Origin of the sequence: Arthrobacter sp. fls2-241-R2A-172 (assembly GCF_030208885.1) — a bacterium.
In the GTDB taxonomy this organism is placed as follows: domain Bacteria; phylum Actinomycetota; class Actinomycetes; order Actinomycetales; family Micrococcaceae; genus Arthrobacter.
Genome location: NZ_JARVTB010000008.1, coordinates 82,902 through 107,738 on the forward strand (window position 1 = coordinate 82,902; position 24,837 = coordinate 107,738).

Here is a 24,837-nt window from a genome sequence, read left to right on the forward strand (position 1 = left end):
GCGGCAAATAGCTTATCTTGCTGCAGGTGCCAGTATTGTCAGACCGTTCCAGCCGGAGCCGATCTGGGTCGCCGTTCCCCAGGATTTGCCCGGTCCCACTGGGTAGTATCTGAGTTCCCCGATGGTGGTCCGGGCAATAATTCCGCTGGAACCCGGACCAGCGAAGCCACTGACGGCATCGAAACTCGAAATGATGTTCCACCCCTTTCCAACCACGGAGGCGGCCTCAGGAACAAAATTTCCCGTGCCGTTGGAGCGGTACAGTTTGAGGTCTCCGGTGTTGGTTTTAGCCAGCAGGTCGGCATTGGAGTCTTTGTCGAAGTCCATTTGAACAATATCCAGACCGGTCCAACCAGTCCCGATCGCAACCCCGGTGGAGACTGTCTTTCCGGTGGGGTTGTTGAAATAGTACAAGCGGCCGTTTGAGTCGTAGCCGACAATTCCCGGGTGGGCATCCGACTTTTTCCAAGTGCCGACGCTCAAAGTCCAGCCCTTCCAGTTGCTTCCAAGGGGAAGTGGTGCCCCAAATCCCTTGCCGCTCTTTCCGGGATAGACGTTCAGCCTTCCGTCGTTCCATTGCGCAACGATGTCCAGTGCGCCGTCGCCGTTCCAGTCAGTGACAAAACCGGCGGTCAGACCGGCCCACCCTGTCCCGATCAAGTCTTGTGGCAGTAGGGCAGTGGTGCCGGTGCCTGGGTACCGGTAGAGATTCACATCCGGCCGCACGGCCAGCACGTCTTCCTGATCGATTCCCAAGGTCGAATCGACATCCACAGGCGTTCCGCTGATCAGGGTTGCGTCGTTCCAGCCCAAGCCAATGAGGGTCCGGGTTCCCCACGTCCCGGAATTTGCGGGGTAGTAGTAGAGGTCTCCATTGGAGGCACGGGCATTCAGTCCTTGGGAGTCGGCTCCGGAGAAATTCGTCGAAGAGCTGACCGCAGTCATTCCATCCCAGCCCGAACCGATGACTGAGGCTGGTTCGCCAAGGAAGTTGCCCCCGCCGTCGGACCTGTACAGCCTGAGGGTTCCATCCCCAGTACGGGTGACCATGTCTTGGTTGCCGTCACCGTCGAAGTCGATCTGGTTGAGTTGGTGTCCACTGAAACCGGTCCCTATCAGGACCCCGTTTCCGAGACCTCCACCACCGTTGTTCGGGTAGCTGTATAGGTTGCCCTTATAGTCCTGGCCTACGACACCCGGGTATCCATCTTTGAGATTCCACCACCCAACAGTCAGCGACATTTCTTTCCACCCGGAACCTACCTGGATGGGAGCGTAGAAACCGCCTCCGGGGGCGCCCCTGAACACTTTCAGAGTTCCATCTGACCATTGCGAGAGGATGTCCTGGACGCCGTCCTGGTTCCAGTCCACTACGTAAAGTGCTGATGCCCCCGACCAGCCTGAGCCAATCGCTACAGGCCCCGTAATCCGGCCAGTACCGCTGGCCGGGAAGGCATCCAAACCTCCCCCGGAGTTGGTAGCGAGGATGTCGGCTCCTGATGCGATGGACGGATTGGGTGGGGAAGAAACACCCCGGGCGAAGGTCCGCAGCTGGTCGTAGCTGCCGTTGAAGATGTTGGAGTCACCCTCGAACGGTCCGGTGCTGCTGTATTGCCACATGGAGTAGTTGCCCCAGCTCACGGGCAAGGTTCCGGGCGTCTTGGTGGGGTTGTTCCAGTAGGAAGCGATCCACAAGGGATAGCTGCCGAAAGTGGAGTTCCCCACGCACGTGTTCCACCAGTCCGTGGTGCTGTAGATGACTGGGAACCGGCCCGTCAGCGCCATGACGGTGTTGCCGAAGTCTGCCGCCCACTGGCCAAGTTGCGCCTTGGACATGTCGTAGCACGTGTTCCCGAAGTAGAAGCCGTTGATGGTGCGTCCGGCATAGGGGTTGTACTCAATGTCGAGGACGGGCGGAAGGGTGTAACCGTCCGCGGTCCAGCCTCCGCCATTGGCCACAAAATACCTGGCCTGGTCAGCGCCTGAGGACCAGTTGGGGATGGCAAAGTGGTAGGCCCCACGCACCATGCCTGCGTTTCGTGAGCCGTCGTATTGCTGGGCGTAGTTTTCGTTGAGGTAGTAATTGCCTTCAGTTGCCTTGACGTATGCCCACCTCGAGCCCTGGTTCCATTGGCTCTGCCAGTCGACGTTGCCCTGATGGGCACTGACGTCCTGGCCCGCAATCCCGATGCTGGGCCGCCAGTGTCCAGTGTCAGCCCCCAAGGGCTGGACCGGGGCTTGCTCAAGCGTTTGGGCGTCCGCAGGTGCCGGGGAACCCTTTCCTTGGGCGGCGGCAGTGACCCGTGGGGAGCGCTGTCCCATCTCGGCTCCGCCGGCCGGGATAGCTGATCTCATCGCCACGTTCTTTGCCACCGCGTCTTGCCCGCTGCCCGGCAACGCCTTTGGATCCGGCGCCTGCGCCGCCTCGTTCAACGGTTGGCCGGGCGGCTGCGTCGGCGGGGAGGAAGGTCCGACGGCGGTTCCCGGCTTGGGTTCCGCGGGTGCGGTCGGAGGGACATACGGTTGGGCATCCTTCTGGGGAGCCACAGCGTCTGTGCCCGTCGGAGCGGGACGTGGGCCCTGCGATGGCGTCGGTTGCGACGTGGCAGACGGAGCCGGCTGGGGTCCCGTTGACACGGCTTGCGCAGGAGCTCCGAGGCAACTGCCAGCCACGAGGGCGGTCGCAAGGGCAAGGCCTGCGTTGGTCCACGTCAACCGTCGGGGCACGTTGAGGGATGGTTTTTTCATTTGCATTCCGGCCCTGTGCCGCGGCTCAGCGGCGCATGGTGTGGCTTGCGGACAAGCTCCGGGGCGGGCGCCTGCGCATGGGACCAAAGGCCAGCTCCTAACGGCCTTACCCTAACATTCTGGAACTGGAGTGACTAGTGGGGTTGAGGATACTGCAGTGACTCCTGATTCTGACTTATCCACATGTGCCTCCGAGTGACTTGAGGGGCTTTTGGCGCTCGCCTAGCGTGAGTCACTCGAGATGCGCTCGGTTGACCAATCCGTGACCATTGGGGGAGATGTGGACGCTGTAAAAATAGTCGAGGGCGAGGTCCGCGAACTTATCCGCCGCAGGGGTTTGGATCCCTTGGAGCAAACGGCCGACGTGCGTCGACTTGTTGAGGCCGCGGTCAGCGACTATGACGAGCGGGCGCTCCTCGGGCCCCTTCCACCTTTGGGACATCTCGAGGCGGCGCGCCGCCACGTCTTTGATGCCGTCGCCGGTTTCGGTCCCTTGCAGCCACTTCTGGATGACCCCTCCATCGAGGAGGTCTGGATCAATGCTCCCCATGAAATTTACGTGGCCCGGAAAGGGGAATCTGAACTGACTGCCCTGAGCCTCACCGAGCAGCAGGTCCGGGACCTCGTTGAAAGGATGCTTAAGAGCTCGGGCCGGCGGCTGGACCTGTCATCACCGTTCGTGGATGCTGCGCTGCCGGACGGCTCAAGGCTGCACGTAGCCATCCCCGATATCACCCGGAAGCATTGGGCAGTGAATATCCGGAAATTCATTGCCAAGGCAAGCCGCCTGGAGCACCTCGTCGAGCTGGGAAGCCTGACACCCCAAGCAGCCAGATTCCTGGGCGCTGCCGTGGCCAGTGGCCTCAACATTTTGGTGTCCGGGGCCACCCAAGCGGGAAAAACCACCATGCTGAACTGCCTGGCGGCGAATGTCGGTTCCCGCGAAAGGGTAATCACGGTAGAAGAAATCTTCGAGCTTCAACTGCCTCTCCGCGATGTCGTGGGCCTGCAGTGCAGGCAGCCCAACCTGGAGGGTGAGGGCGAAATCCCGCTGCGTCGGTTGGTCAAGGAAGCACTGCGTATGCGGCCCGACCGCCTCATCGTCGGCGAAGTCCGTGAAGCCGAGAGCCTGGACATGCTGATCGCCCTTAATTCGGGCCTTCCCGGTATGTGTACGGTGCACGCCAACTCCGCTCATGACGCTGTAACGAAGATCTGTACCCTGCCACTGCTGGCAGGGGCCAACATTTCCAGTGCCTTCGTCCTACCCACGGTCGCTTCATGCGTAGACCTCGTGGTGCACTGCGGTCGCCACTCCACCGGGCGCAGGCAGGTTACCGAGGTGCTCTCCCTGGGGCGCCGCGTGGAGAACGGGATCATCGAGTCATCCCAAGTCTTTGGCATGGTTGGCGGCCAGTTGCAGCCCAGAGCCAATTCCATGCCCGCGGTCGAGAAGTTTGCCCGGGCAGGTTTCGATGTTGCCGCCCTCCTGGAGTTGAACTGATGGCACCACTTCTCGGGATTCTCTGTGGCCTTGGCGTATTTCTGGTGTGGTGGTCCACGTGGGAGCAGCCCGCCGGAAAGAAGAAAGCCAAGCCGCGGCGACTGGACCTCTTGCTGGTATCGGCGGGGATAGAAAAGGTAACGGCTGGCGGGCTCATCGCGACCTGCGCTGGATGTGGCCTTCTCGCCCTTCTCGTCTTCTTTGTGCTGACGGCCTCGCTTCCCATCGCTGTGTGCTTCGCAATTTTCGGTTCCTGGGTGCCCTTCGGCGTGGTTCGCTGGAGGGCGAAGAAGCGCCGCGCGGCGCTCCGCGTCCTTTGGCCGGACGTAGTGGATCATCTGCGCTCCGCCATCCGGGCGGGCCTGGCGTTGCCGGAGGCACTGATTCAGTTGGGTCACAACGGGCCGGATGAATTGCGTGCCCTGTTCCTCGACTTCGGGGCCGATTACAGGTCGGGTGGACAATTCGATGCTGCTTTGAACAGGCTGAAGGAGCGACTGGCTGATCCAGTGGCAGACCGGATTATCGAAGCACTTCGGATGACCCGGGAGGTGGGCGGATCCGACCTTGGCCGGATGCTTGGCACCCTCGCTGAGTTCCTGCGGGATAGTGCCCGGACACGCAGCGAGCTTGAGGCCCGGCAATCCTGGACGATTAACGCCGCCCGCCTCGCCGTCGCGGCCCCGTGGATCATCCTGGTGGTGATGGCAAGCCGGCCGGAGGCGATGCGGGCCTACAGCTCACCCCTTGGCGCCATGGTGCTGCTGGGAGGCCTCCTGGTCTCCGTGATCTGCTACGCGGTCATGCTGCGAATAGGCGCGTTGCCTGAGGACGAACGGATCCTTGCATGAGTTCAACAACAGCGCTCGCGGTCCTGTGTGGACTCCTGCTTGGGGCAGGGGTGTGGCTGACGATGGTTCGCCTGCCTTTCCTGCGCGGCATCACTCTGGCCGAACGAATCGAACCGCAGCTGAAGTCCAGGAACCTCGAATCGCGCCTTCTGCGCCCTCCCACGCAGAACCTGACGCCATTCGGACCCCTGGAACGGATACTCCGTCCAGTGATTCGTGACGCAATGCGGCAACTTTCCCGGTTCAATGTCGGTTCGACCGCTCTGGCCAAGCGGTTGGCGCGGGCGGGTTCGCAGAAGTCGACTCTTGATTACAGGGCCGAGCAATTGCTGTGGGCCGGCGCTGGCTTCGTGCTTGCTGTTCTGGTGGTTGCTGTCCGGGCAGCGACTGGACAGTTCAGCCCGGCACTACTGGTGGTCGCGGTCATCGGAAGTGCATTGGCGGGTTATCTGCTGCGTGACTACGTTCTTGGCCAACACATCAAGCGGCGCGAGTCCAGGATGCTGTCCGAATTTCCAGGCCTTGCCGAGCTCATGGCCTTGGCCGTTGCTGCAGGGGAGAGCGCGATGGGCGCCATGGACAGGGTGACCCGCAGCTCCAGCGGCGAGCTTTCCGCCGAATTCGCCAGGGTCATCGCGGATGCCCGCTCCGGAAAGCCGCTGCCAGAGGCCCTGCGAGGCTTTTCCTCCAGGGCGGAGCTGCCACCCCTCGTCAGGTTCTTCGACGGGCTGGTGGTTGCTGTGGAACGCGGCACTCCACTGGCCGGCGTACTCAGGGCGCAGGCTGCCGACGTCCGTGACGCCGCCAAACGCGAGCTGATGGAATCAGCCGGCCGGAAAGAGATCGCCATGATGGTGCCGCTCGTTTTCGGTGTACTTCCACTCACGGTGGTTTTTGCCGCCTTCCCAGCCATTGCAGCCCTGGAAATCAGCCTCTAGGAGGCTGGCCAGGTCCATCTCATCATCCTGTTCACCAACAAGCTGCTTCAACACCAGCTCGACACATAGTGGGGAAATCATGAAGGAAAAAGCTCAAAGCACAATTGCAGCCTGGGTCCTGGTACTTGGTTGCGGCTCTTGGTTCACGGCCGGACTGGGGGAGACAATGCCGGCCACGGACGACCATGAACGGGGGGACGTACCGGGTTGGGTCATGATCACACTAGTGAACGCGCCCTAATCTCACCGGCAGGAACATCGGCGAGTTGGCTGGGGGAGAACACACACCACTCACATTGGTAACAGTGGTCTAATCTCACCCCTCGGCCTCTACTGGCTGCTACTGATGCTCATGACGCTGCCAACGGAGTGCACCGGGGAACCCTGGAAGAGACGTTTGAACGGGCGGCACGGAACTCTTCGGCGCACTTGGGAACAACCCTGTTAGCTGGGTGTACATCCCACCGTAGGACGAGTACTGGCCATCACTCATTCATCGTGCCCGGGTTGTTCTGCCTGCCGCCGTCAAGGAGGGGCAATGAGGGCAGGTCTTCCGTGTCACGAAAGCCGGACTACAGCCACTAAACAATTGCACCGGCACGGGCCGCTGCTGGCCTCTGTCCGGACAACGGCGGTCAAAGTCACGCGACACTGGGGGCATCACATGGTACACAGAGAAACTGGATCGAGGTTCGAAACAGAAGCCGACGAAGCCGTCGAGCAAATCGGACCGGGCCGGAGCCTCCGCATCATCTCGTCGCCGGGCGGTGGCAGATCTGCAGCCCTCAACAGCATCGTCAACCGGCTAGAGCGAACAGGTCACACAGCATTCGTCGTTCGAGCCCTCCGCACTCACCGAAACATCCCGTACTCCGCAATCGCACGCCTGGACCTACGCGCCGAACCAGGTCACCCCGTTTTACGGCTCGCAGACGACCTAACCGCCCAACTGACCGTCAAACCACGCACCCTGCTAGCCATAGACGATATCCACCACGTCGACCCATACTCGCTAGCCGTGATTGAAGACGCTCTCCGCCGCTCAAACTGCCCATTGATCACCACGGCACCAGATGATCTTGAGCTGACATCGGACCACCTCGCAGTTACGAGTACCCGCAGCGAGACACTGATAAGCCTCCCAGCAGCAGCGGTGGTGCCCACCCGCAAAGTCCGTCTGCCGCCACCGCAGTATGAGCTCACCCCGCGTGAAACTGAGGTTTGTGCTCTTGCGAGACACTGCACAAATTTGGAGATCGCAAATCGCCTACACCTCAGTGTCCGTACCGTCGAGAACCACATCTCCAATGCGCTCCGGAAGACCGGGGCTTCCTCCAGATTGGACCTCTTTGACCTCGGCCAGGGTAGACGGTGAACCGCCGGCCATGGTGCACCACCTGCGGCCACCACCACGGGAACGAACGCTGCACGGCCACGACACACCACGCAGTAACAGACGGGGCTTCGAAGTGCGGTTGTACGGGGGAGCTTGGCGATGCTGGATAGATTTGATGCCATGACATTCTTGCCAACACAGATCGAGGAAGAACCGGCAACCGGAGAGGTCTTCCACTACACCTCCGCAGATGTAGCAATCTCCAACATCCTGGCCACGGGCACCCTGCGACTTTCTCCGATGCATTCGACCAATGACCCTTGGGAGAGCGAGCCCATCTACACTGGCTTCTCTCTGGTAGATCCAGAGGATGAGAAGCAATTCGACGGGGATAGATTCAGGGCCGCCACCAAGGAGATCGACCACCACATAAGGCTCCGTTCCAAAGTGCTCTGCCTCACCAGAGATTGGGGCCAGGGCCTTCCGCGATTCGAAGGCGAACGCCGCGGATGGCGTCACCTCTCGTCCTGGGCACATTACGGCGGTGGCCACGCTGGCGTCTGCATGGGATTCGACCTTGAAAAGCTCCACGAGGCGTTCGAAAAGGTCGGAGGTTCAGACGACCTTCGAGTCTCCGGCCCTATCTCCTACTGGCGAGGGCCCCGTGCGCCGTTCCTGGATTCAATCGACACCAGCCACCTGATCCGGTACGGCACGGACGCCGTAGCCAGGCACTACGCGGAAGTATTCAAAAAGCAAATCTTCTTGTCTAAGCATGCCGACTGGAGCGCGGAATACGAGTACCGTTTCGCTCTCATGAACCAGTCCACGCTTCCGGAGTACATCGACATCAGCGACGCCTTGACGTGCGTGTTCCTGGGGCACTCCTTCCCCGACTGGAAGCTGCCCTCCTTGCACGAGGCGCTGTCGAAGTTCGGAAACATCGACATCAACCGAATGCGCTATCACAACCGCACAGTCCAGGCTCTCCCACCGGGTGAACCTGAAGTGGCAGGCACCGCCTTCCCACCGACAGAGGGTGGGTCCCTGATGGAACGCGTAGATGCTCTTGCGGGCGAAGCGAAGTACCACGTCCAGTAAACGCTGAGCCTGAAGCCGCCCATGGGCATTGAATGAGCATGGGCGGCCCAAGCCAGGACACCGCTATGTAAGCAGGCCCATCAGATCAATGACGACCGCGGCCAGGCTGAGCATGACCACCGTCCAGTCCAGCGGCGTCCATCGATAAATGCCACGCCATTCTTTCGCATGCCGACCAGGCATAACGATCACCCGTCCTTCTCCAGGAGGGGAGACTGGCAACACTTTCAATATGTCGTTGCTTATGACACGTCGACATTATTACGATGTAGCCAGCAACCCAACCTAGGTTTAGTTGCTCTGGCCGGGCACTCCTTCACAGTCCGCAAAACTCTGGAGTGCTCGGCCCCACGTACTTAAGCTAAGACCGCACACTGGAATTTCCGCAACGCGTCGTCGGCAAGTCGCGTGTCCAAGCCATTAATTCCATAAAAACCCCGGCGAGTCGCCCCTATCTTCGTGACGCAATTCTGTCGTGCCTCAGCCGTAGGCTGTCCGGGATGCTCACTGACCAACAAAAAGCCATGCTCGACCTCGCCGGGGAACACTTCAAACATGCGGGCTCGCTCGACACGGCAGCCATGGAACGCTTCGGGATGACACCCACTAGGTACTGGCAGGAAATGAACCACCTTATCCGGACAGAGTCTGCCGTCGCATATTGTCCGCAGACCGTGGCGCTGCTCAGCAATCGCCGCCGGCCGCCGAAACGAACCGGCAGCAGGCTCACTCAAGTTCGTTGACCTTAGCGGCCACCACCGTGCAGGCCCGTTTCGCGCTGGGCCCGGTCCAGGATCCTGTCGGCGTACTCCCTCAGGCGCACCCAAATGGCGGCATCCCTGTCAGCTACTCGGTCCCTGATCTCCCGGATGAGTGGAAGCGGCGTTTTTGGGTTGGACACCACGCGTCCGAGGATCTGCGCGTTATCGAACGTTGCAGCCCACGCTAGATGCTCCGCAGTCACGCTGGGACGGCCAAGCACGCCCAGGACGACCTCCAAGTGAGCGTCAGGTGTCATTAGCGCTTCCAGTACTTCTGGGCGGACGCTGGACCTGGCGAGGACCGACACGGCCGCCTTCCAGTCCCCGGCCAGAGCCTCGGCTTCGAACGTCTCGGCGTCGTATCCAGTCATCACACCATCATGCCAAAATGGCTGGCGTGAGGTGACCCGGTAGCGTTCTTCCATGGAAGAAATAATCGGTGCCGCTATCGGGCTGGCCGGCGCTTGTGTCGGCGGCGGAATTCAATGGGCCATCGCCAAGCAAAAGAGCCGGTCTGACGCAATAGATAAGATCAGGGAACGCCAAGTGCTGTTCGCTGCGTCCGTTTCGCAGTACCTGCTTTACGTCCGGAACGTTGAGTACGCAGAGAACAAGAACCGGGCGAGAAATGATCTGCGGCATCTGTCCAAGGAACAGAATGCCGACCTAAGTGCAAGGTACCGGACGGTTGTGTCCTCCGCTTATGCACTCATGGCATGCGGCGACGTGGGCCTCAGGGACAAAGCAGAGAAGTTCCTGAGAAAGTTCGAGGAATATGCTGAGGGGCTTCGGGACATCACAACTGGGGACCAGGGCGATTTCCCGAAGCAGGATCCGGTCGACCTGGCTACGAGCAAAATTCGTGACCACAAGCCATCACTCCGGCGTAAGCCTAGACAGATCAGAAAGGGTTCCTGACGTACGTGGAAGTGACCTTGACAATTCAAAACGAACAGGGCGAGACCGGACAGGTGTCCGCTGTGCAGCCAGATTACGAGTCCGCTCTAGCCGCGGCCCGGGAGCTGGTGCCCGAGGGATTCAAAGCCATCGTCATCCGGACTGATCTGGCATGATGCTCGAATGACTGACAAAGAGATCCCCGAAGAAACTATCCAAACCCTCCTGGCAGCGTCCAGGACGTACGAGGAATTGCAGCTTGCTTGGGAGAAGGTGCACCTCCGCTGGAGTAACGGCGAGGCCACCATCGAGGAGGACCGCGCGGCCGACACCGCACGGCGGGGCGCATTGGAAGAACTGAAACGCCTAGAACGGGAACTTGGAACCAGCCTCGGTGAGGTATCTGAGTACCTAAAGAAGTCACCCTCTGACCTGCGCAAATAGTCGTTCCAGCCCCTGGCCAACCGAGAATGGTCAGGGGCCTGACTGTCGCGTGTACGACAGTTCCAGTCACAGCGCAAGTCAAATTACGCGAACCGATGGATGTCCGGTTATGTTCATTTCATGGGGCTTGAAAGCACAACAAAAGATGAACCGCCGGTGGACCGGACATGTGATCACTGCAACGCAGCAGTGAACGGTGACGGGAAGGACTGGAAGCACGAGATAGGTATGTGGTTTTGCCCATCCTGCAAAGACTCCTACTGGCACGGTCCACCAAGAACATAACGTCAACATAACGTCAAAAAGGCCCCCAACCCTCGCGAGAGAGTGTGGGGGCCTTAGTCTTGTGGCGAGCTTCCCTTCTTCTGCGCTAGCCCCGATCAGAGTACGGCGCGTCGTTTCTGACGCCGGATCCGTTGACCACATTGATGTAGACGTACTTGCCCGAGCCTAGGGATGTGCTTCCCAGTTTGGCGGTTACAGATTCCAGTCGGGGATTGATGCCAAGTTGCTTGCCGTAGTTCGGGTTGTAGTTCACTGCCGCGACGGTCTTGTCGAACGTTCGGCCGGAACGGTCGGTCCATTTCACCTGTATGGTCCCGCCACTCAAGTTTTGGCCAGTGACCAATACATCTCCACTTGAGGAGGGGAAGATGGAGTCAGTGATAACTGGTGTCATACTGCCCGCCCTCATCTGGTCCAGCATCGGAGCCCACGTTCCCCGACAAGTGAAGAAGGGGTCCCACATGTAGGAGATCACTTTCACGGGGTAGTTGCCGATCTGCTGCAGTTGGCGGTCATGCCGTGCTTTAGTGCTCTGGCCACGGTAGTTGCCGTCACAGGTGTTCTGGCTGGTGCCTGGCGCCATGCCTTCCATGTTGGCCCATAGTTCAGCGCCGGTGCCTTCAACGCCGTCGGCCATGGCGAGGAAGAAGTCGCGATTCGATGCTGTGTACTTTTCGCCCCAGGTACCGTTGCCGACGATTGAGGCTGTGTATGGGTCTACGCTGGCACCGGCTTCGTGGCCGAAGAACGACCCGCCGTTTCCTGTCCCCATGCCGTCCTGAGGCGCGATGGCCAGACGCACGCCATTAGCCGTCCCGGCGATTTTTCGCACTGCTTCGCGGGCGTTGTCCGGGGTGAGGCGGCCCGGAGTGTCATTGCGGGCAGCGATGTAGGGGCTCACCAGTGCGGCGCGGCCCGGCTGGTACTTGGCAATCGCGGCGTTCTGAAGGCTGTAGAGGGCAAGTGTTGAGTCCCAAAAGCCCCCGTCTGCGACGGGCATTTCCGTGTAGAGATAGTAGCCGGCGAGGCCTGGCACGTTGTTCACTTTTCCCTGGAATTGCAGGAAGCGGTTGGTGAACGCGCTGAAGGTTGATTGGTAAGAAAGGTCCACTAGGTAGGTTAGGTCCGTCCGCTTCACGGGTGAGGGCATGCCGACGTACACCTTCATCCCAAGGGCTGTAGCCGCCTTGGCTACGGAAACAGATGTGGAAGTGGTTCCGCTGGTGATGACGACAACGTCATAGGTGCCATCGGACGAGTTGCAGCCCGTTCCCTGAGTAGGAATGACCATGACTGTGTAAACGGTCGTGCCACTGGTTACAGTCTTGTCCCTGGGGCATGAAAGTGCAGGCGCACCCCATGAGTTCCCATCGGTGTAGCTGAAATATCGGTTTACCTTGACCCCGGAAGCCGCTGCGGTTGCACAGTTGACGCCCGATATTGAGCACTCCGGTGGAACTGCTGCGAGCGTTGAGGGTTTCAGGTATGCCCCGAAGGTGATGACGGTATCCCCGCCGACGGATTTGATGTCGGTTAGTTTGGCGGTGTTTGCGGCGTCATTCGTGCTGCCGAAGATGAAGTATCCGCTAATGGGGTACACAGGGGTTGGGGCCGCTTGGGCGCCGGGCCCTTGAATGCAGCCGATGAGCAACACGAAGGCGGCGAAGAGAGAAGTGGCGAAATGCCGAACGTTGATGGGACTCGTAGAGGACGACTTGGTCCTGAATTTTTCCACGATGGATCCTCGGGCTCGTAGGGTGAGACCTTGGACCTATGGCAAAAGAATGACGCGCAGGGAACCCAAACTCAAGGACTTGACGGGGATCTTCATAACCAACACAAGATCGCAAACAGCCTTGGACAAAATTGACAAGTCCCTTTGGTGTCTGTCCTCGCAGTGCGTCACATCAACTACAGAATGGTTCCCTTGGCTGGGAAATCCGTCCCTAAGAAAGCCGGAGATCCCGGACCAAAGGACTCTTCACATCCCATGCAGCAAGTCCGATAGCCTCAATCGATGCTCCCGATTCCAGCCGGACACTGATGTTTTGCGTAGAGCTACCTGCGGGCAACTCAACGTACTTGAAGTATCCGACACCGCGGTAAGTCGAGAAGTGGAAGCCCTGCTGAGTGAGGGATTCGTGAGTTGATCCCTTGGCCGCGACGCTGAATACCATGCCCTTTGTGCTCGCGGCGGCAGAGTTCTCAACATCAAATGCTATTCGGAGTTCATTTTCGCCGGTCCACTTGACCCATGTAACCGACTCATTCAAATCACGTTCGCCCCAGGAATCGCCATCTTCGACGTGCCATAGTGGAAATGCCAATCGACGGGCTTCGCCCTCGACGGGAGGAAAGTAGGTCGTCGTTGGCGCCGGGATCTCTGCAGTAGATTTCAGAAACTGAAGCATGAAAGGAGTCGGCTGAACACTATGACCTTCATTCCGCGACGTCAGATGGAGCGAAACGGAGCCAACAGAATCAGACTGGTCCGCAAGGGACTGCACTCGATCCACGAACTCCAACGTTTCCTGGAAGGCGCTATCCCCTCGGTTTGTAATGATCGTCATAGGCGGCACCGACCGCGTTGACAACAGTCGCTCGTAGACATTGGTTCTTTCCGGGTGTTCTTCCGTTAGGCTGGCCAGAGATCGCCCTTGGAGGGCCATTTTCTCTACATCCGCCAAGGAGTCCTTGTCCGGGTACTGCAGGAGGTCCAGTTGCGGTACTTCCGCAACTGCCCGCGCAACCTTGAGCTCCGCTGCAATCATCAGCGCGCCGTACCCGCCCATTGAGCTGCCGTAGAGGACAACATCTGCGATGTTGATCCCGCGTCGCTCGCAGAACTCTTTGATGAATGCCGCTAGTTCGGAAACTATGTCTTCCTCCGAACTGGCGAACCATGAGGCGGCTAGATCTGGAGACGAGTTCAACATCGGGTCGCTCAATGAGAGAACGTCCCATTCGGGGAAGCCTGAGGCCCAGGACCAACGCGGGTAAAAGGGCGCCTGCGGAGGGGCATCTTTCCGCTGGGCTGACGGCAGGAAACAAAGCAGTTTCTTCGGTTCCGCCGCAAAATTGCCGAACGCCTCTATGCCAAGACCACGCGTCGTCTCAGACGTGATAACTCGATCTCTCGAAGAGAACTCAGGGTCACGTGAAACATCAGAAAGTGTAAGAGTTGCGTCCATGGCGGCCGCGATCTTGTTCGACATACTTGTTGCCTATGTTTGAAGGGTCTATTCGGTGGCCAATGCTACCAACGAGTAGGGGGCATGCTGGCACTTGGCCACTACTACGGTGGGAACACGCCGTTCCACGGTGAGAATGGTAACCTAGCCCTATGACTACTTTGCATCAGTCCATCGATCAGGAACACACGGACGTGGAAGCGGAAGCTGAACGCCTCGTAGGCCCGTTCGATCAGGACGAACTCAAAGTGCACGAATACCCCGGCGGGATCAATTGATCAAACAAAGCCAACAAGACCCCCACCCTCGCAATGAGAGTGGGGGTCTTTTGCTTATTGGTTGTCTTCCGGAGCAAGGATCGGCAGGTACTTCCGGAGCCAGTCATTGACGCCAGGCACGGCCAGGACACGGGTGACAAGCGCAGTGAGAGCCGCGATTGCCACGAGGATCCCGTTGAGCGCCGGGAAAACCCAGGCTGGCAGGTACACCTCATACGGCTTCAATGCCTCGACTGTCGCCAGCAGGACGCCATTGAGCAGCGGTACCAGTGCGACGACAGCGAACACCGTTCGCAGGACAGCGGAGCGCGGGTTGCGCTCCTGCGTGGACAAAATGTGATCAGCCATTGGATTATGCCTTTCCCTGTGCGTTGACCGCGTTCTGGATGACTTCTTCAAGGTCGTCCAGGCGGTCCAGGATCTTGAGGTCGTTCTTGTTGGTGAGGCTCGGCAGGGACTCGCCGCCGATGATGGACTTGTTGGTGCCCTCGTTGTTGAAGATTGCTTCGTGGATGGCATCCACCTTCTTGCAGGCAGCCTTGACGTCAACGAACAGCTCGGAGATGGTCGGGCCGCCGGTGAAGGCCGCGGTGTTCAGGAACGTGTGCATATCGGGCATGTCGTCCTCCTGGGGAGTTGTGGTGATTGTGCCAGCGGGGCCGATGGAGGCGCCGCGGATCTGGTCTGGGTACTCGGTGCAGTACAGGGCCGGTTTTACGCGGCCATAGGTGCCGTTGTTGTAGTTCGGGCGGGCCGGGATTACCTCGAAGTGGAGGTGGGCTCCAGTGGTCCAGATTCCGGAGTTGCCTGTGAGTGCGATGAGTTGGCCCTTGCGTACTCGCTGGCCTCGGTTGATCAGCGTTGCTGAGAGGTGCGCCATTATGAAAAGTGGCCCGCCGTCGTCAGCCTGGAGCCCGACAGTGAGCCCGCCGCCCGCCGTCATGAGCCAGGGGTTATCAGAGCCGTCCAGGGTCAGCCAGAACTGTTCGAACTCGATGTAGCCGTCAGCAGGTGCGTAGACCGGTGTTCCGCTGGGCGCGGCCCGGTCCTCGCCAGTATGCCCGCCGTCAGGGTTCACGCCGCCGGGGGCAGAGCCGAACGAACGGACGATCCCAGCAACGAAGGAAATCGGCCATTTGGATTCGAGTGGGTATGCGTATTTGCCCATTGGCACTCCTATGTTTTTGGCGCGGCCGGGGCAGCGCAGGTGTAGGTGCTGGAGCCGGGCGGGTCCGCTGTGCAGGTGTACCCGGCCATCGGGCCTGACGAGAATGTGATTGACGAAGGAGATGCGCCTGGTTGCCCGTCAGTTCCGTTGGCACCATTCGCCCCTGCAGCGCCCGCAGGTCCCGCCGGGCCGACCGGACCTATCGGGCCTTGCTCGCCCTGTGGGCCGGGTGGTCCGGGCACGGTGGAGTCAGCGCCCTTCACGCCGTCACTTCCATCTGTGCCATTGGTTCCGGCAACGCCAGCGGCTCCCGCAGCTCCGGTGTCCCCTTTGCCGCCCTTCTCACCGGGGATGCCCTGGGGGCCGGGGACGCCTTGGATGCCTTGGACGCCCTGAGGACCCTGTGTCGGTTCCGTAGCGGCGCGTTCGAGGTTCCGGCAGGTCTCAGAAGCGGCTGCAGTTTGGTCTGTGGTCTGGCAGAGAGCGTCCGTGGCCGCTTGTGCGAGGTTCTGTTTCTCCTGCGCCTGCGTCGCCCCGTACTGGGCATTGACCTCAGCCAGCCGGTGATTGTCGAAAGCCAGCCACCCAGCAACGGCGACAGCCGCAAGGAGCAGCAACGAAAGACCAGCAAGGAGAAGCTGTGTCCTCTTGCTAGCCTGTCGCGATCTGGCCGCCGCTGATGCGGCCGCCTGAAGCTCTGGATCATTCAGTGTCGTCATGCTCATCCTCCGTTGGCCATTCGGCGGGATCGGGTTGGAGATCATGAACGAGCAACTGGTCCCGCCACTTGCCGGCCGTCGCCTTCACACGGGATGTGTACCGCTTGTTCCGCCGGCGTTCTTTCTCGAAATCGCTGGCTTGCTTCTGGAGCTGAGCTTCGAGGGAGGCGACTCTGGCTTTCAGTAGTTCCTCCACCGCAATCTCCCTGCGTTCGCGTTTCTTGTCTGCCCGGTCGATGAGCTTCCAGGCGCCACCGCCGCAGGTTGCGAGACCTGCGACGATGGCGGTGATGAGCGCTGGCTCCACACGCGTATCCGTCCTGTCATTGCTAGTTCACGAACCCTTTGGCGGTGATGAGCGGGGCAGCGAAGAAACGGCCGATGGCGTCAGCAATCTCCTTGCGGAAGTGCGTGGTGTCACCGGGGATGAAGATGGACGGTGGCGCTTCCTTGTTCGCGATGGCAGCAGTGTCAGCAGCGGTCGGCGTGATGCCCGCATCGGCAAGAGCCGGTCCGATGAGGTAATCCATGACGCTGTAGAACGTGCCAGGGTAGAGGTACTTCATCTGGTTGATGAGTGCCCACACACGCGTGTGGCCAGCGGTTCCAGCGGTCTCGGTTGAGCGAAGCGTTGGTCCGAAGAACAGGACGCGCTTCTCGCCAGCGGGCAGGAAGTCCAGCACCTTGCGGTGGTTCGCCAAGATGTGATCTGCCATCACGCCTTCGAGGCCGTTGACGACAAAGTCCCAGTCGTTACGGGCGGCCCAGAACACAAACGGTGTGGTCTTCACGAGGTTCTGCCCACTGACGAACAGGGTGGATCCTGTGACGGTGAGTGCGGCGCCGCTGTTGGTCCGGGTGAACGTCCAGGTATTCGTTGCGAACGTGAACGCGAGAGTGCCAGGAATGCCTGCCAATGAGCCCGCGTAGGCACGATCTCTCGGGATGAAGGACTTGAACTTTGTCACCACAGCCACAGCGCCAGATGCCGGGATAGACCCGCCGGTGACTGTGAAGTAGAGCTGGTGGACGCCCATACGAATCAGAACCTCATCCGTGGTATCGCCGGAGCGTCCACGGTTGTTCACCGTGGTGCCGGGCAGCAGTGTCGCCGCTCGTGCCGGCCACGCCTCGGACGCCAGCCAAGTCTGACCGGTGCCGCCGCCCTCAGTGAGGGAGTCTCCCCATGCGTCGAAGACGGTCCGGGACGGGTTCACTGGTGCGTCTGTGGCCCACGCTTGGAAGACGTTGCTGAGGCTCGTGCGGCGGGAAATGATGGGCCCGGTAGGGCTCCACTCAGTGAGGACCTGCATGGTGACGCCGTTCGCGACCGAGACGCGCTTGACGTCGATCTCGAACGGATTCACAACCCCGGGGTTATTCAGTGTGCTCGTGGCGATCGTCGAGGTCTCGGTGCGGTGGCGGCCAGGAGGCAAGGTGTTGAGGTCCTGACCAGACACAACCAAGGAGCTCTGTGACGCCACCGTCTCCCACGTAGTGAACGATCCGTTGACGTTCTGCATGCGCGACCAGAGCCGGCCAGGGTTTGACGTCGCATACTCGATAGCCATCTGGGCCACCCGCCCAGGGGCGACCGGCAACACATCAATTGGACCAGCGAACCCGCCCGGAACGGGAGGCAGGTTGGTCATCGTCAGGGCGTTGGTGAAGCTGTCCACCCGGTACTGGCGCATGTCAACGACAGTGTTCCAGTCCGTGCCGTTCGGAACCGTTAGGGGCTTGTTGACGATGTTCCAGTTGGCAGCGTCGTACGCCGCGCCGGACGTAAAACCCACCTTGGCGCTGACAACGTCACCGTTCGGGGAGATGACCGTTTGATTCGCTAAGTACGGCGTGTTTGGCTTCCACGAAGACGCATCACCCGGGGGGCCCTGGATGCCTTGGGACCCGCGAACGTTGGCGAGGAACGCCCACTTCCAAGTAGCCATCAGGACTTACTCCATTCGTAGACGTTCCCCGTGTTGAGCGGGTTGGCCGGGTCGCTGGGGTCGTCTTTGAGCCAGAGCGTGAACGGCCGCGGGTCAGTCGGTGGAGCAAGGGACACGTAGACCATGCGGGTGTTCTTCGGCGGCTTCCCGAACAGGTCAGAGAACGCGCCACCAGTGAGCGGCACCTGCAGTTGCCAGTCCGGGAAGTTGTAGCCACCAAAAGTGCGCGGAACGATGGACTTCACCCAGACGATCTGGACCGTGTACCAAGCGTCATCGAGCATTTCAACGGTGGGCGCGAGGTCGACGGACCAAGAGCCGTTAGCCGCCGGCGTGACCTTGACTGGCTCCCGCGGGAAGATGACCCCGCCTTCTTTGGTTTGCGGGGCGTTGAGCGTGAAGAGGAGCTGGGGGAACTTGCCAGTGAAGCTTGCGCCCACGACGTCCTTGATGTTTCCGCTCACTACTGCCATAGGGGCCTCCTGGGCATAAAAAAGCACCCCTTAGGGTGCTTGGTCGTTTAGGTGTCCTCGCCTTACGAAGTCACACGGAAGAGTTCGCCCGTGGAGGGATCCACGCGGATGTTTGCTGGCTGCGTCGTCGTGGGCAACCCAGAGATGACTACCTTCGGCGCTCCGAGCTGCAGCGCTACAGAGCTGACAAGGAGCATCCCCAGAGCTCCGGACGAAACAGATGCGTTAGGCATGTTTATCGTGGTCCCGCCCGCGCCAGTGTTCTCCAGCGTCAGTCCGCCAAGCTTGATCTTCTTGCCCTCGGCCACGGTCAGATCGTTGTTCAAGGTGGTAGCACCCTTGATGTCCAAAGTGCCCTCAGATGTCAGGTTGCCGTTCGCCGCGATCCTGAAAGATCCAAATTCCGCAGATCCGTCCGGGTTGATCTTCGCGGAACCGCTGGTGATTTTCCCTGTCGGGTCGATCTCCATGGTGCCAAATTTCGCTGACCCGTCTGGCCGGAGTTCGATGTCTCCCGCTTTGAACAGCCCGCCAGATGCAATTTCCAAGTTGTTGAGGACCGTCATAACCCCGGAGACGTCGACATTTCCGGATACGTCCAATGGCCCCGAGATCACGACATCCCCAATGAAGGTGACCAGGCCGGAAGCTATTAGCCGGCCGATGATTTCAGCGGTTCCTGTAACCACAAGGCCGCCGTTTTCGATGGTGATCACGCCGCCGCTGTGAACCCGAAGCCCGCTGCGGCCGATGGCCATGTTGTTCTGGTTCGAGGCGTACTCGAGCTGCCGGACACGCTGCACGAGCCGCTGAATGACAGGGTCGTTCTCCAGGTTCTGGATCTGTGTCATGTCAGCCTCCCTGCTGTTGAAGTTGGAGGTCCACGGAGTCCTCACTGAAGGTGAAGCCGAGCAGCCGCCAGTCGCTCCAGCCGTTCGGCACGTAGAAGGCATCTTTGAGGTTCACGCGCACGGTCCCACCAAGCAGCAGCTCAGAGGGTGCCACAACGCCGTCCGGGCGGATACTGAGGCTCAGCTGCTGGGTAGGCTCGTTCTGCGCTTCCACATCAGCCCGCGCACGGGCCGCGAGCTGGTCACGGTTGCTGATCCCGGAATAGGACACCACCCGTTCCAGCGCGGGGAAGTCGGATGTCGCGAAGGATTCCTCGGCTTTCACCAGGATGTCTTCTCCGCTTCCCTCGCCCGTGCCGATGACCTTGTTGGCCACGTTCGCGCCGGACCCTTTTTCCTTGATGCCGATAATGTCCGTCTTCTTCGTGGTGGCGTCCCACTCCCAGTAACCGCTGACCAGGTTCCCGGAACGCATGGCCCACTGGAGTTTGTAGTCAGGAGTCCATTGCGGTGGGAAATCGATGTCCGGACCGCCATCCGTCTTGATCAGCTCGTCAAGGGCATCAGCGACGCTGGGGAACTTGTACCCGTAGTACTCGCGTGTGTACGGCCCCGGCAGGTCGTCCTCCCAGACGATGGGGAGGTCATACCGCGCCAAGGGTGCCGCGTCCATGCCTTCCTGAATGGCCTTCTTGGCGATGGTCGCCAGATGCCCGGTAAAGACCAGCGGCGGGAGCTTCTCCACGCCGGCGCCGTGCATAGGAAGCACGTGCCGTGATTTCCAGATCCACCAAAGATCCGCCAGCTGAACTTCCAGCACGCCCGTGAAAACGTCTCGGTCGGTGTCAACGATCAGGCCAGCGTAAACAGGGGTCCGGTTCCATTCGACTACCAAAGCCCGCCGAAGCTTAGCCATGGTCACAGGGGTGACGACTTCCCGCACCTTCGCGTTTTTGGTTAGAAACGTTGCTGCGCCCGGGGATGTGGCATTCAGCTGACGGCCGCCGGAGAAGGTATCCGCCGGGACCTCGATACGGTCACCCCAGGCGGACGTGCTGACGGAGAAGACCTTCCACGCCACAGGGCCTCCTCAGATGTAAGTGTCGGTCAGGGTGAGCGCTACGGTTGCTGTGCCGCCTGCGCTGGCAGGGGCAACGGACAACAGGCTCTCCGTGTTCGGCGGGATGGTCGGCGTGTACGTGAGCCCGAGCCCGTGATGAATGACAACGCCGTTGATCCGGAGCCGGCCATCCGCGTAGTCGATCTCGTGCGGAGACGCGAACCACAGCGGCTGCGTCACCTGGAACGGCTGCCCCATGACGTACACCGTGTACCCGAGCGCGCTGGTGCCCTGGACTTTCAGCGTCGGGGTTGCCGGGTAGTTCCCGCGGTTGATGATCCCGCCGATCTCGGCGGCCTGGGTGGTGACATACTGCTCGGTGTTTCCGTACTTCAGCGGGTCAGGACACCAGAGCGTCAGCTGGTAATCGGAGTTCGAGGTCCCGTGGATGGGGTCCACGTCGACGTCGTCAACGTGGGCTTCTGCCCACTGCGTGAGCCCGCCCTTGGTGACCTCGATGCGCTGCAGCGAACCGTCAGCGCCCAGCCCTGTCAGTTGCAGGCCTTCGCGTTCCCTCTCGGGGATGCTCTGCGCCAGGACCTTCCCTGTGATGTTCACGGATCGCGACTCCGGGTAACGGGGAAGGACGTAGGAGCCGGGGCCCTGGGGGTGAGCTTTTTGCTCGCCCCGCAGAGGCACCCGGTCATCCCATCCGTCCAGCCCGTCCTTCACCACGGTCAACGGCCCCAGGCCAGGGCGACCGAACAGCTGGAGCCCGCCAATGACGATCAGGAGGTCATCAGACACGTTCCCTCCTCAGCTTGTAGTTGAGTTGGTTGTCAAAGGCACGCGCAACGGATTCCGGTGTCATCTGGTCCCGGATCGGCATGGTCACGTGGACGGTTGCCCCGGTTCCCTGCCATCCGGCAGCAGCAGCTCCAGCAGGTGCACTTGTGTTGCTGGTGGTTCCTGTCAGGCTCGCGGCACCCATGATGGTGTTTGCTGCTGCCTGCACCTTCTGCTGCTCGCTCGTGATGCCCTTGGCGAAGTCGCCAGCCAGGGCCTTACCCGAGTATGACGTGTAGCCCCTACCGGAGAACGGGCCCTTCTTGGCTGGTGAGAACGGGAAGAACTGACGTGCTCCTTCGAGGACCCCTCCGATGGCGTCACCGATGGCACCGGCGGCCCCGGTGATCCCGTCGATGAAGCCTTGAATCAGCGCTTTCCCGGAATCGAGGAGCAGCGTGCGTAGATTTCCGAGGGATTCCAGAATCCGTGCTGGGAGGCTGGTGAAGTAGCCGACCGCGCCCGAGACGAAATCCCCGATCCCCGTTGTGACGGCGGACCACAGCCCCGCGAAAAATCCGAGAATTGCCTGCCAGTTGTTGATGATCAGGTAGACGGGGTTGAACTGAAGGAACATTCCAACAGCCCACGCAACGAAGGCAGCTATCCCGTTGCCGACGTTGTTCCAGGCGTCGATGAAGAACTGACCGACCGCAAGCGTTCCGGCCAGGAACAGGGCCCACACGGCTTGGAATCCGGGGAGGAAGGTTCCCGTGAACCAGTTCACGACGTTTTGCACCACGGACTGGATGAAGTTGAAGACGTTCGAGAAGATCTCGCGCCCCAGCTCCGTCTGGGTGAAGAACCAGACCAGGCCTGCCACCAGCGCAGCTATTGCGATGATGATCAGGCTGATCGGGTTAGCGTTCAGTGCTGCGTTCCATGCCCACTGCGCGGCTGTCGCAACACCCATGGCTACCACGCCGGCGGCGGTAGCGACTCGTTGAGCAACGAGCGCCGCTGTTGCCCGAATGGTGGCGAACATGCCCGTGGACTGGGCAGCCGTATTCGCCCCGGTCGCCGCGGCGTGCTGCATTTCCAAGCGGATGGCTTGGACACGCAGGATGTTGTTGGCGAGGTTCACCGGTGCCATCGCGACTTGAGCCGCCTGTAGGGAGAACATCGACGCGCCCATCGCGGTCGTGGCGATCCTCCACGCGACGAAGCCAGCCACGATCGCCGGCATCCACGCGATGATGGTGTCCACATGGTCCGCGAGGAAACCCAGGGCACCCACGACTACGTTGAGACCAACGCTTGCGAGCTTGGTCGCAGCGTCCGTGACCTTGGGCAGTTGCTCGCCGAAGGCAACGAAAGCTGGCCCGAGGGTGCTCAGGGAGCTGCCGATACTGGAGAACGCTCCGCCGGCTTGGCCTGCGGCTGGTCCGATGGAGGCGAAGAAGTTGCTGACGCTGCTGAAGTCCAGTTGCTTGAAAGCATCGGCAAGCTGGTGGATGACGAAAGCTGCCTGCTCCATGAAGCCAGGGAAGCCCGAGCTTGTTATGTCTCCGTCGTTCGCGATCCATGCTTCCCGGAAGGCCCGGATACCGCCGCGCATCTCCCGGAAAACGTCCCCGGAGATCGCACCCACCCTCTGAAGGAAGCCGGTGAATCCGGAGGCGGTGATCTGGTCTCCGCCTGAGCGGAAGGCCAGCACGAAGGCGTTGATGGAACCGATCGCTTTGTCCATGGCCACGAAGAAGTTCGCGGCGAAGTTGGAGATGATCGGTCCGACTTTGGTTTGGAAGGTGTCAGCCCAAGCCGCGGCGAAGGGTTTCAGTCGAGTGGTGAGGCCTTCGAAGATCAGCTGGACCTGGTTGAAGACCGGCTTCACCAAGGGCAGGAACCCGCCGACCAGCGCCATGCCGAAGTTCGCCATCGCGGACTTCATATTGGCGAACGCGCCGCGGGTGGTGTCGCCCGATTTCTTGGCTGCCCCACCGATGTTCTCGGTCAGGACCTTGTTGAAGGTAGCCGCGTCAACTTTGCCCTTGGCGACCATGGCGGTCATCTCAGAGGCTGTAACGCCGTAGTGCTTGGCCAGCATTTGCAGGACGCCGACGCCGCGGTCCCCGAACTGGTTCAGGACGTCGTTGGTGACCTTGCCCGAGTTGGTGACTTTGCCCATGATGGTGCCCATTTCGCCCAGGGGAACCTGGGCGGTGGAGGCAGCATCGGCGACGAGAGTCAGGTACTTGGACATCTCTTCGCCGGGCTTGATACCAGAGGCGAGCGCGGTTGAGGCGACGTTGGCGGCGTCGCCCATGCCGAAGGCTGTGCCCTTGACCGAGGCAAGTGCGTTGGACATGACCTCGGAGACGGTCTCGGTGTTGTTGCCGAGGCCCTTCATCTTGGCGGTGGCGTCTTCGATTTGCAGGGCTTTGCTGATGCCGCCCTTGATGCTGATGGCTCCGATAGCGCCAACGATGGCTCCGCCAGCGAGCAGGGACTTACCGACGATACTGCCGATTCCCTTGACTGCGGATCCGAAGGCGGTAGAGAACCGCCGTCCGCCTTCGGATCCTGAGGCTTCGACCTCGCTGGTGACCTTGGTGCGGAACCCGGGGAATACCGGGGTGATCGCTACCTGGCCGGAACCAACCTCATCAGCCATCAGTGGCCTCCGTCCGTATCTGCCCGAAGGCGCTCTTGGAACGCAGCCGCGCGGTGAGGGCCTGGCGTTCTTCGGGGGTGACGGTTTCCGCTGTTTCTTCGGTGTCCCACGGAAGGTCGAGGACCAGTTGCTTCTCGTCCTTGCCCCGGGTGGCGCCGAACACTCGCGCGAACGTGCCGGCGGCGTAGATTTCGCGCCTGCTCATCGGGTAGCGCCACTCGAGCATCGACATGCTTAGATGCGAGTCGAGTTCAAGGGTCAGGCCCTCGATGAGGTCAGCGGCTTCCTCGTAACTGCAGCTGACGCCGATCTCATCGGCGCTGAGTCCGAACCGGGCCCGGAAGTCGTACCGGACCGCCGGCCAGTGATCAGCTGCTAGTTTGAGGAAGGCCCAAATTTTCCCTGCTGCCCACCCAGCCGCTCTCCCACGGCCTGGAGCCATTCCATGGTGAAGAGGATGGTGTCAGCACCGTCCTGGAGGCCTTTGAGGGTTGCCGAGTCGGCTGCTGGCATGATCTCGTCCAGGACGTAATCAACCATTTCCATCTCGGGCAGTTCCTGGTCCTCGATGGTGAGGAGCTGCTTCATCTTTGCGTAGGGGAGCAGCACGGACAGGCTGATCTCGCCGTCCGCGGCCGTCTGGCACTTCAGCGTGTTTTCCACGACGAAGCTGCGGGGCTTCGGCCCGGGCTCGGGAGCCTTCGATTCGGTGGCCTTGGCAGGGGTCTTGCGTGCTGTCATGGGAGTACTCATTTCTGAGGGTGAGCTGATGGGTTGGTGCTGCTGCGGCGCGGTCACCCATCAAGAGCCGCGCCGCAGCAGG

General features: G+C 60.7%; 26 protein-coding genes. 10 read left to right on the forward strand and 16 right to left on the reverse strand.

Going from position 1 to position 24,837, the window contains the following annotated elements; genetic code table 11:
• Positions 1-12: 12 nt before the first annotated feature.
• Positions 13-2,355, reverse strand: a complete 2,343-nt coding sequence (locus QRM57_RS13155) for a GH25 family lysozyme (RefSeq protein ID WP_502868649.1) — start codon at positions 2,353-2,355, stop codon at positions 13-15.
• A 673-nt stretch (positions 2,356-3,028) separates the two neighbouring features.
• Here QRM57_RS13155 and QRM57_RS13160 point away from each other — a divergent pair.
• The 6 genes from QRM57_RS13160 (at position 3,029) to QRM57_RS13185 (ending at position 9,221) form a co-directional block, all read left to right on the forward strand.
• On the forward strand, positions 3,029-4,252 hold the full coding sequence (locus tag QRM57_RS13160; RefSeq protein WP_284987081.1) for a TadA family conjugal transfer-associated ATPase: 1,224 nt from the start codon (positions 3,029-3,031) through the stop codon (positions 4,250-4,252).
• Entirely contained in the window at positions 4,252-5,103 is an 852-nt protein-coding gene (locus tag QRM57_RS13165; RefSeq protein ID WP_257369186.1) for a type II secretion system F family protein, read from the forward strand. The genes QRM57_RS13160 and QRM57_RS13165 overlap by 1 nt, the downstream gene beginning before the upstream one ends.
• Positions 5,100-6,041 carry a type II secretion system F family protein gene (locus QRM57_RS13170; protein WP_284986944.1) on the forward strand — a complete coding sequence of 314 codons (942 nt, stop codon included), beginning with the start codon at positions 5,100-5,102 and terminating at the stop codon, positions 6,039-6,041. Before QRM57_RS13165 ends, QRM57_RS13170 begins: the two co-directional genes overlap by 4 nt.
• A gap of 664 nt (positions 6,042-6,705) precedes the next feature.
• Positions 6,706-7,416: a helix-turn-helix transcriptional regulator gene (locus QRM57_RS13175; RefSeq protein ID WP_284986945.1), complete on the forward strand. Its 711-nt coding sequence runs from the start codon at positions 6,706-6,708 to the stop codon at positions 7,414-7,416.
• Between the two features lie 141 nt (positions 7,417-7,557).
• Positions 7,558-8,478 carry a DUF2971 domain-containing protein gene (locus QRM57_RS13180; protein ID WP_284986946.1) on the forward strand — a complete coding sequence of 307 codons (921 nt, stop codon included), beginning with the start codon at positions 7,558-7,560 and terminating at the stop codon, positions 8,476-8,478.
• A 500-nt stretch (positions 8,479-8,978) separates the two neighbouring features.
• Positions 8,979-9,221, forward strand: coding sequence for a DUF3263 domain-containing protein (locus QRM57_RS13185; RefSeq protein WP_284986947.1), 243 nt, complete (start codon positions 8,979-8,981; stop codon positions 9,219-9,221).
• 2 nt (positions 9,222-9,223) lie between these two features.
• Here QRM57_RS13185 and QRM57_RS13190 read toward each other — a convergent pair whose 3' ends face one another.
• Positions 9,224-9,610, reverse strand: coding sequence for a hypothetical protein (locus tag QRM57_RS13190; protein WP_284986948.1), 387 nt, complete (start codon positions 9,608-9,610; stop codon positions 9,224-9,226).
• Positions 9,611-9,662: 52 nt separating this feature from the next.
• Between QRM57_RS13190 and QRM57_RS13195 the strand changes: the two genes are divergently transcribed.
• Genes QRM57_RS13195 through QRM57_RS13205 form a run of 3 tightly spaced genes read left to right on the forward strand, consistent with a single transcriptional unit; the run spans position 9,663 to position 10,580 of the window.
• Positions 9,663-10,157, forward strand: a complete 495-nt coding sequence (locus QRM57_RS13195) for a hypothetical protein (protein WP_284986949.1) — start codon at positions 9,663-9,665, stop codon at positions 10,155-10,157.
• Positions 10,158-10,174: 17 nt separating this feature from the next.
• Positions 10,175-10,312, forward strand: a complete 138-nt coding sequence (locus tag QRM57_RS13200) for a hypothetical protein (protein ID WP_211711671.1) — start codon at positions 10,175-10,177, stop codon at positions 10,310-10,312.
• Between the two features lie 7 nt (positions 10,313-10,319).
• A complete protein-coding gene (locus QRM57_RS13205) occupies positions 10,320-10,580 on the forward strand; it encodes a hypothetical protein (protein ID WP_211711672.1) in 261 nt (86 codons plus the stop codon).
• Positions 10,581-10,950: 370 nt separating this feature from the next.
• Here QRM57_RS13205 and QRM57_RS13210 read toward each other — a convergent pair whose 3' ends face one another.
• Together QRM57_RS13210 and QRM57_RS13215 are read right to left on the reverse strand one after the other, a co-directional pair.
• Positions 10,951-12,600, reverse strand: a complete 1,650-nt coding sequence (locus tag QRM57_RS13210; RefSeq protein WP_284986950.1) for a hypothetical protein — start codon at positions 12,598-12,600, stop codon at positions 10,951-10,953.
• Between the two features lie 211 nt (positions 12,601-12,811).
• Positions 12,812-14,080, reverse strand: a complete 1,269-nt coding sequence (locus tag QRM57_RS13215; protein WP_284986951.1) for a prolyl oligopeptidase family serine peptidase — start codon at positions 14,078-14,080, stop codon at positions 12,812-12,814.
• A 128-nt stretch (positions 14,081-14,208) separates the two neighbouring features.
• Here QRM57_RS13215 and QRM57_RS13220 point away from each other — a divergent pair, with 128 nt between their 5' ends.
• The gene (locus QRM57_RS13220) at positions 14,209-14,334 is read left to right on the forward strand and encodes a hypothetical protein (protein ID WP_284986952.1); all 126 of its coding nucleotides are present in this window, start codon (positions 14,209-14,211) and stop codon (positions 14,332-14,334) included.
• Between the two features lie 54 nt (positions 14,335-14,388).
• Here the strand turns inward: QRM57_RS13220 and QRM57_RS13225 are convergent, their stop codons facing one another.
• The 12 genes from QRM57_RS13225 to QRM57_RS13280 form a co-directional block, all read right to left on the reverse strand.
• Complete coding sequence (locus QRM57_RS13225) at positions 14,389-14,682, reverse strand: hypothetical protein (protein ID WP_284986953.1); 294 nt, start codon at positions 14,680-14,682, stop codon at positions 14,389-14,391.
• Positions 14,683-14,686: 4 nt separating this feature from the next.
• Positions 14,687-15,502 carry a M23 family metallopeptidase gene (locus QRM57_RS13230; RefSeq protein WP_284986954.1) on the reverse strand — a complete coding sequence of 272 codons (816 nt, stop codon included), beginning with the start codon at positions 15,500-15,502 and terminating at the stop codon, positions 14,687-14,689.
• 8 nt (positions 15,503-15,510) lie between these two features.
• Entirely contained in the window at positions 15,511-16,221 is a 711-nt protein-coding gene (locus QRM57_RS13235; RefSeq protein WP_284986955.1) for a collagen-like domain-containing protein, read from the reverse strand.
• Entirely contained in the window at positions 16,205-16,528 is a 324-nt protein-coding gene (locus tag QRM57_RS13240) for a hypothetical protein (protein WP_284986956.1), read from the reverse strand. The genes QRM57_RS13235 and QRM57_RS13240 overlap by 17 nt, the downstream gene beginning before the upstream one ends.
• 22 nt (positions 16,529-16,550) lie before the next feature.
• Positions 16,551-18,170 (reverse strand): hypothetical protein, encoded by a 1,620-nt coding sequence (locus tag QRM57_RS13245; RefSeq protein ID WP_284986957.1) that lies wholly within the window; start codon positions 18,168-18,170, stop codon positions 16,551-16,553.
• Entirely contained in the window at positions 18,170-18,643 is a 474-nt protein-coding gene (locus tag QRM57_RS13250; RefSeq protein ID WP_284986958.1) for a hypothetical protein, read from the reverse strand. Before QRM57_RS13250 ends, QRM57_RS13245 begins: the two co-directional genes overlap by 1 nt.
• 62 nt (positions 18,644-18,705) lie before the next feature.
• Positions 18,706-19,494, reverse strand: coding sequence for a hypothetical protein (locus QRM57_RS13255; protein ID WP_284986959.1), 789 nt, complete (start codon positions 19,492-19,494; stop codon positions 18,706-18,708).
• Between the two features lies 1 nt (position 19,495).
• Entirely contained in the window at positions 19,496-20,575 is a 1,080-nt protein-coding gene (locus tag QRM57_RS13260) for a hypothetical protein (RefSeq protein WP_284986960.1), read from the reverse strand.
• Positions 20,576-20,584: 9 nt separating this feature from the next.
• A complete protein-coding gene (locus tag QRM57_RS13265; protein ID WP_284986961.1) occupies positions 20,585-21,361 on the reverse strand; it encodes a hypothetical protein in 777 nt (258 codons plus the stop codon).
• On the reverse strand, positions 21,354-24,014 hold the full coding sequence (locus QRM57_RS13270) for a tape measure protein (RefSeq protein ID WP_284986962.1): 2,661 nt from the start codon (positions 24,012-24,014) through the stop codon (positions 21,354-21,356). Before QRM57_RS13270 ends, QRM57_RS13265 begins: the two co-directional genes overlap by 8 nt.
• Positions 24,007-24,456, reverse strand: coding sequence for a hypothetical protein (locus QRM57_RS13275; protein WP_284986963.1), 450 nt, complete (start codon positions 24,454-24,456; stop codon positions 24,007-24,009). Before QRM57_RS13275 ends, QRM57_RS13270 begins: the two co-directional genes overlap by 8 nt.
• Entirely contained in the window at positions 24,390-24,755 is a 366-nt protein-coding gene (locus tag QRM57_RS13280; RefSeq protein ID WP_284986964.1) for a hypothetical protein, read from the reverse strand. Before QRM57_RS13280 ends, QRM57_RS13275 begins: the two co-directional genes overlap by 67 nt.
• Between the last annotated feature and the right edge of the window lie 82 nt (positions 24,756-24,837).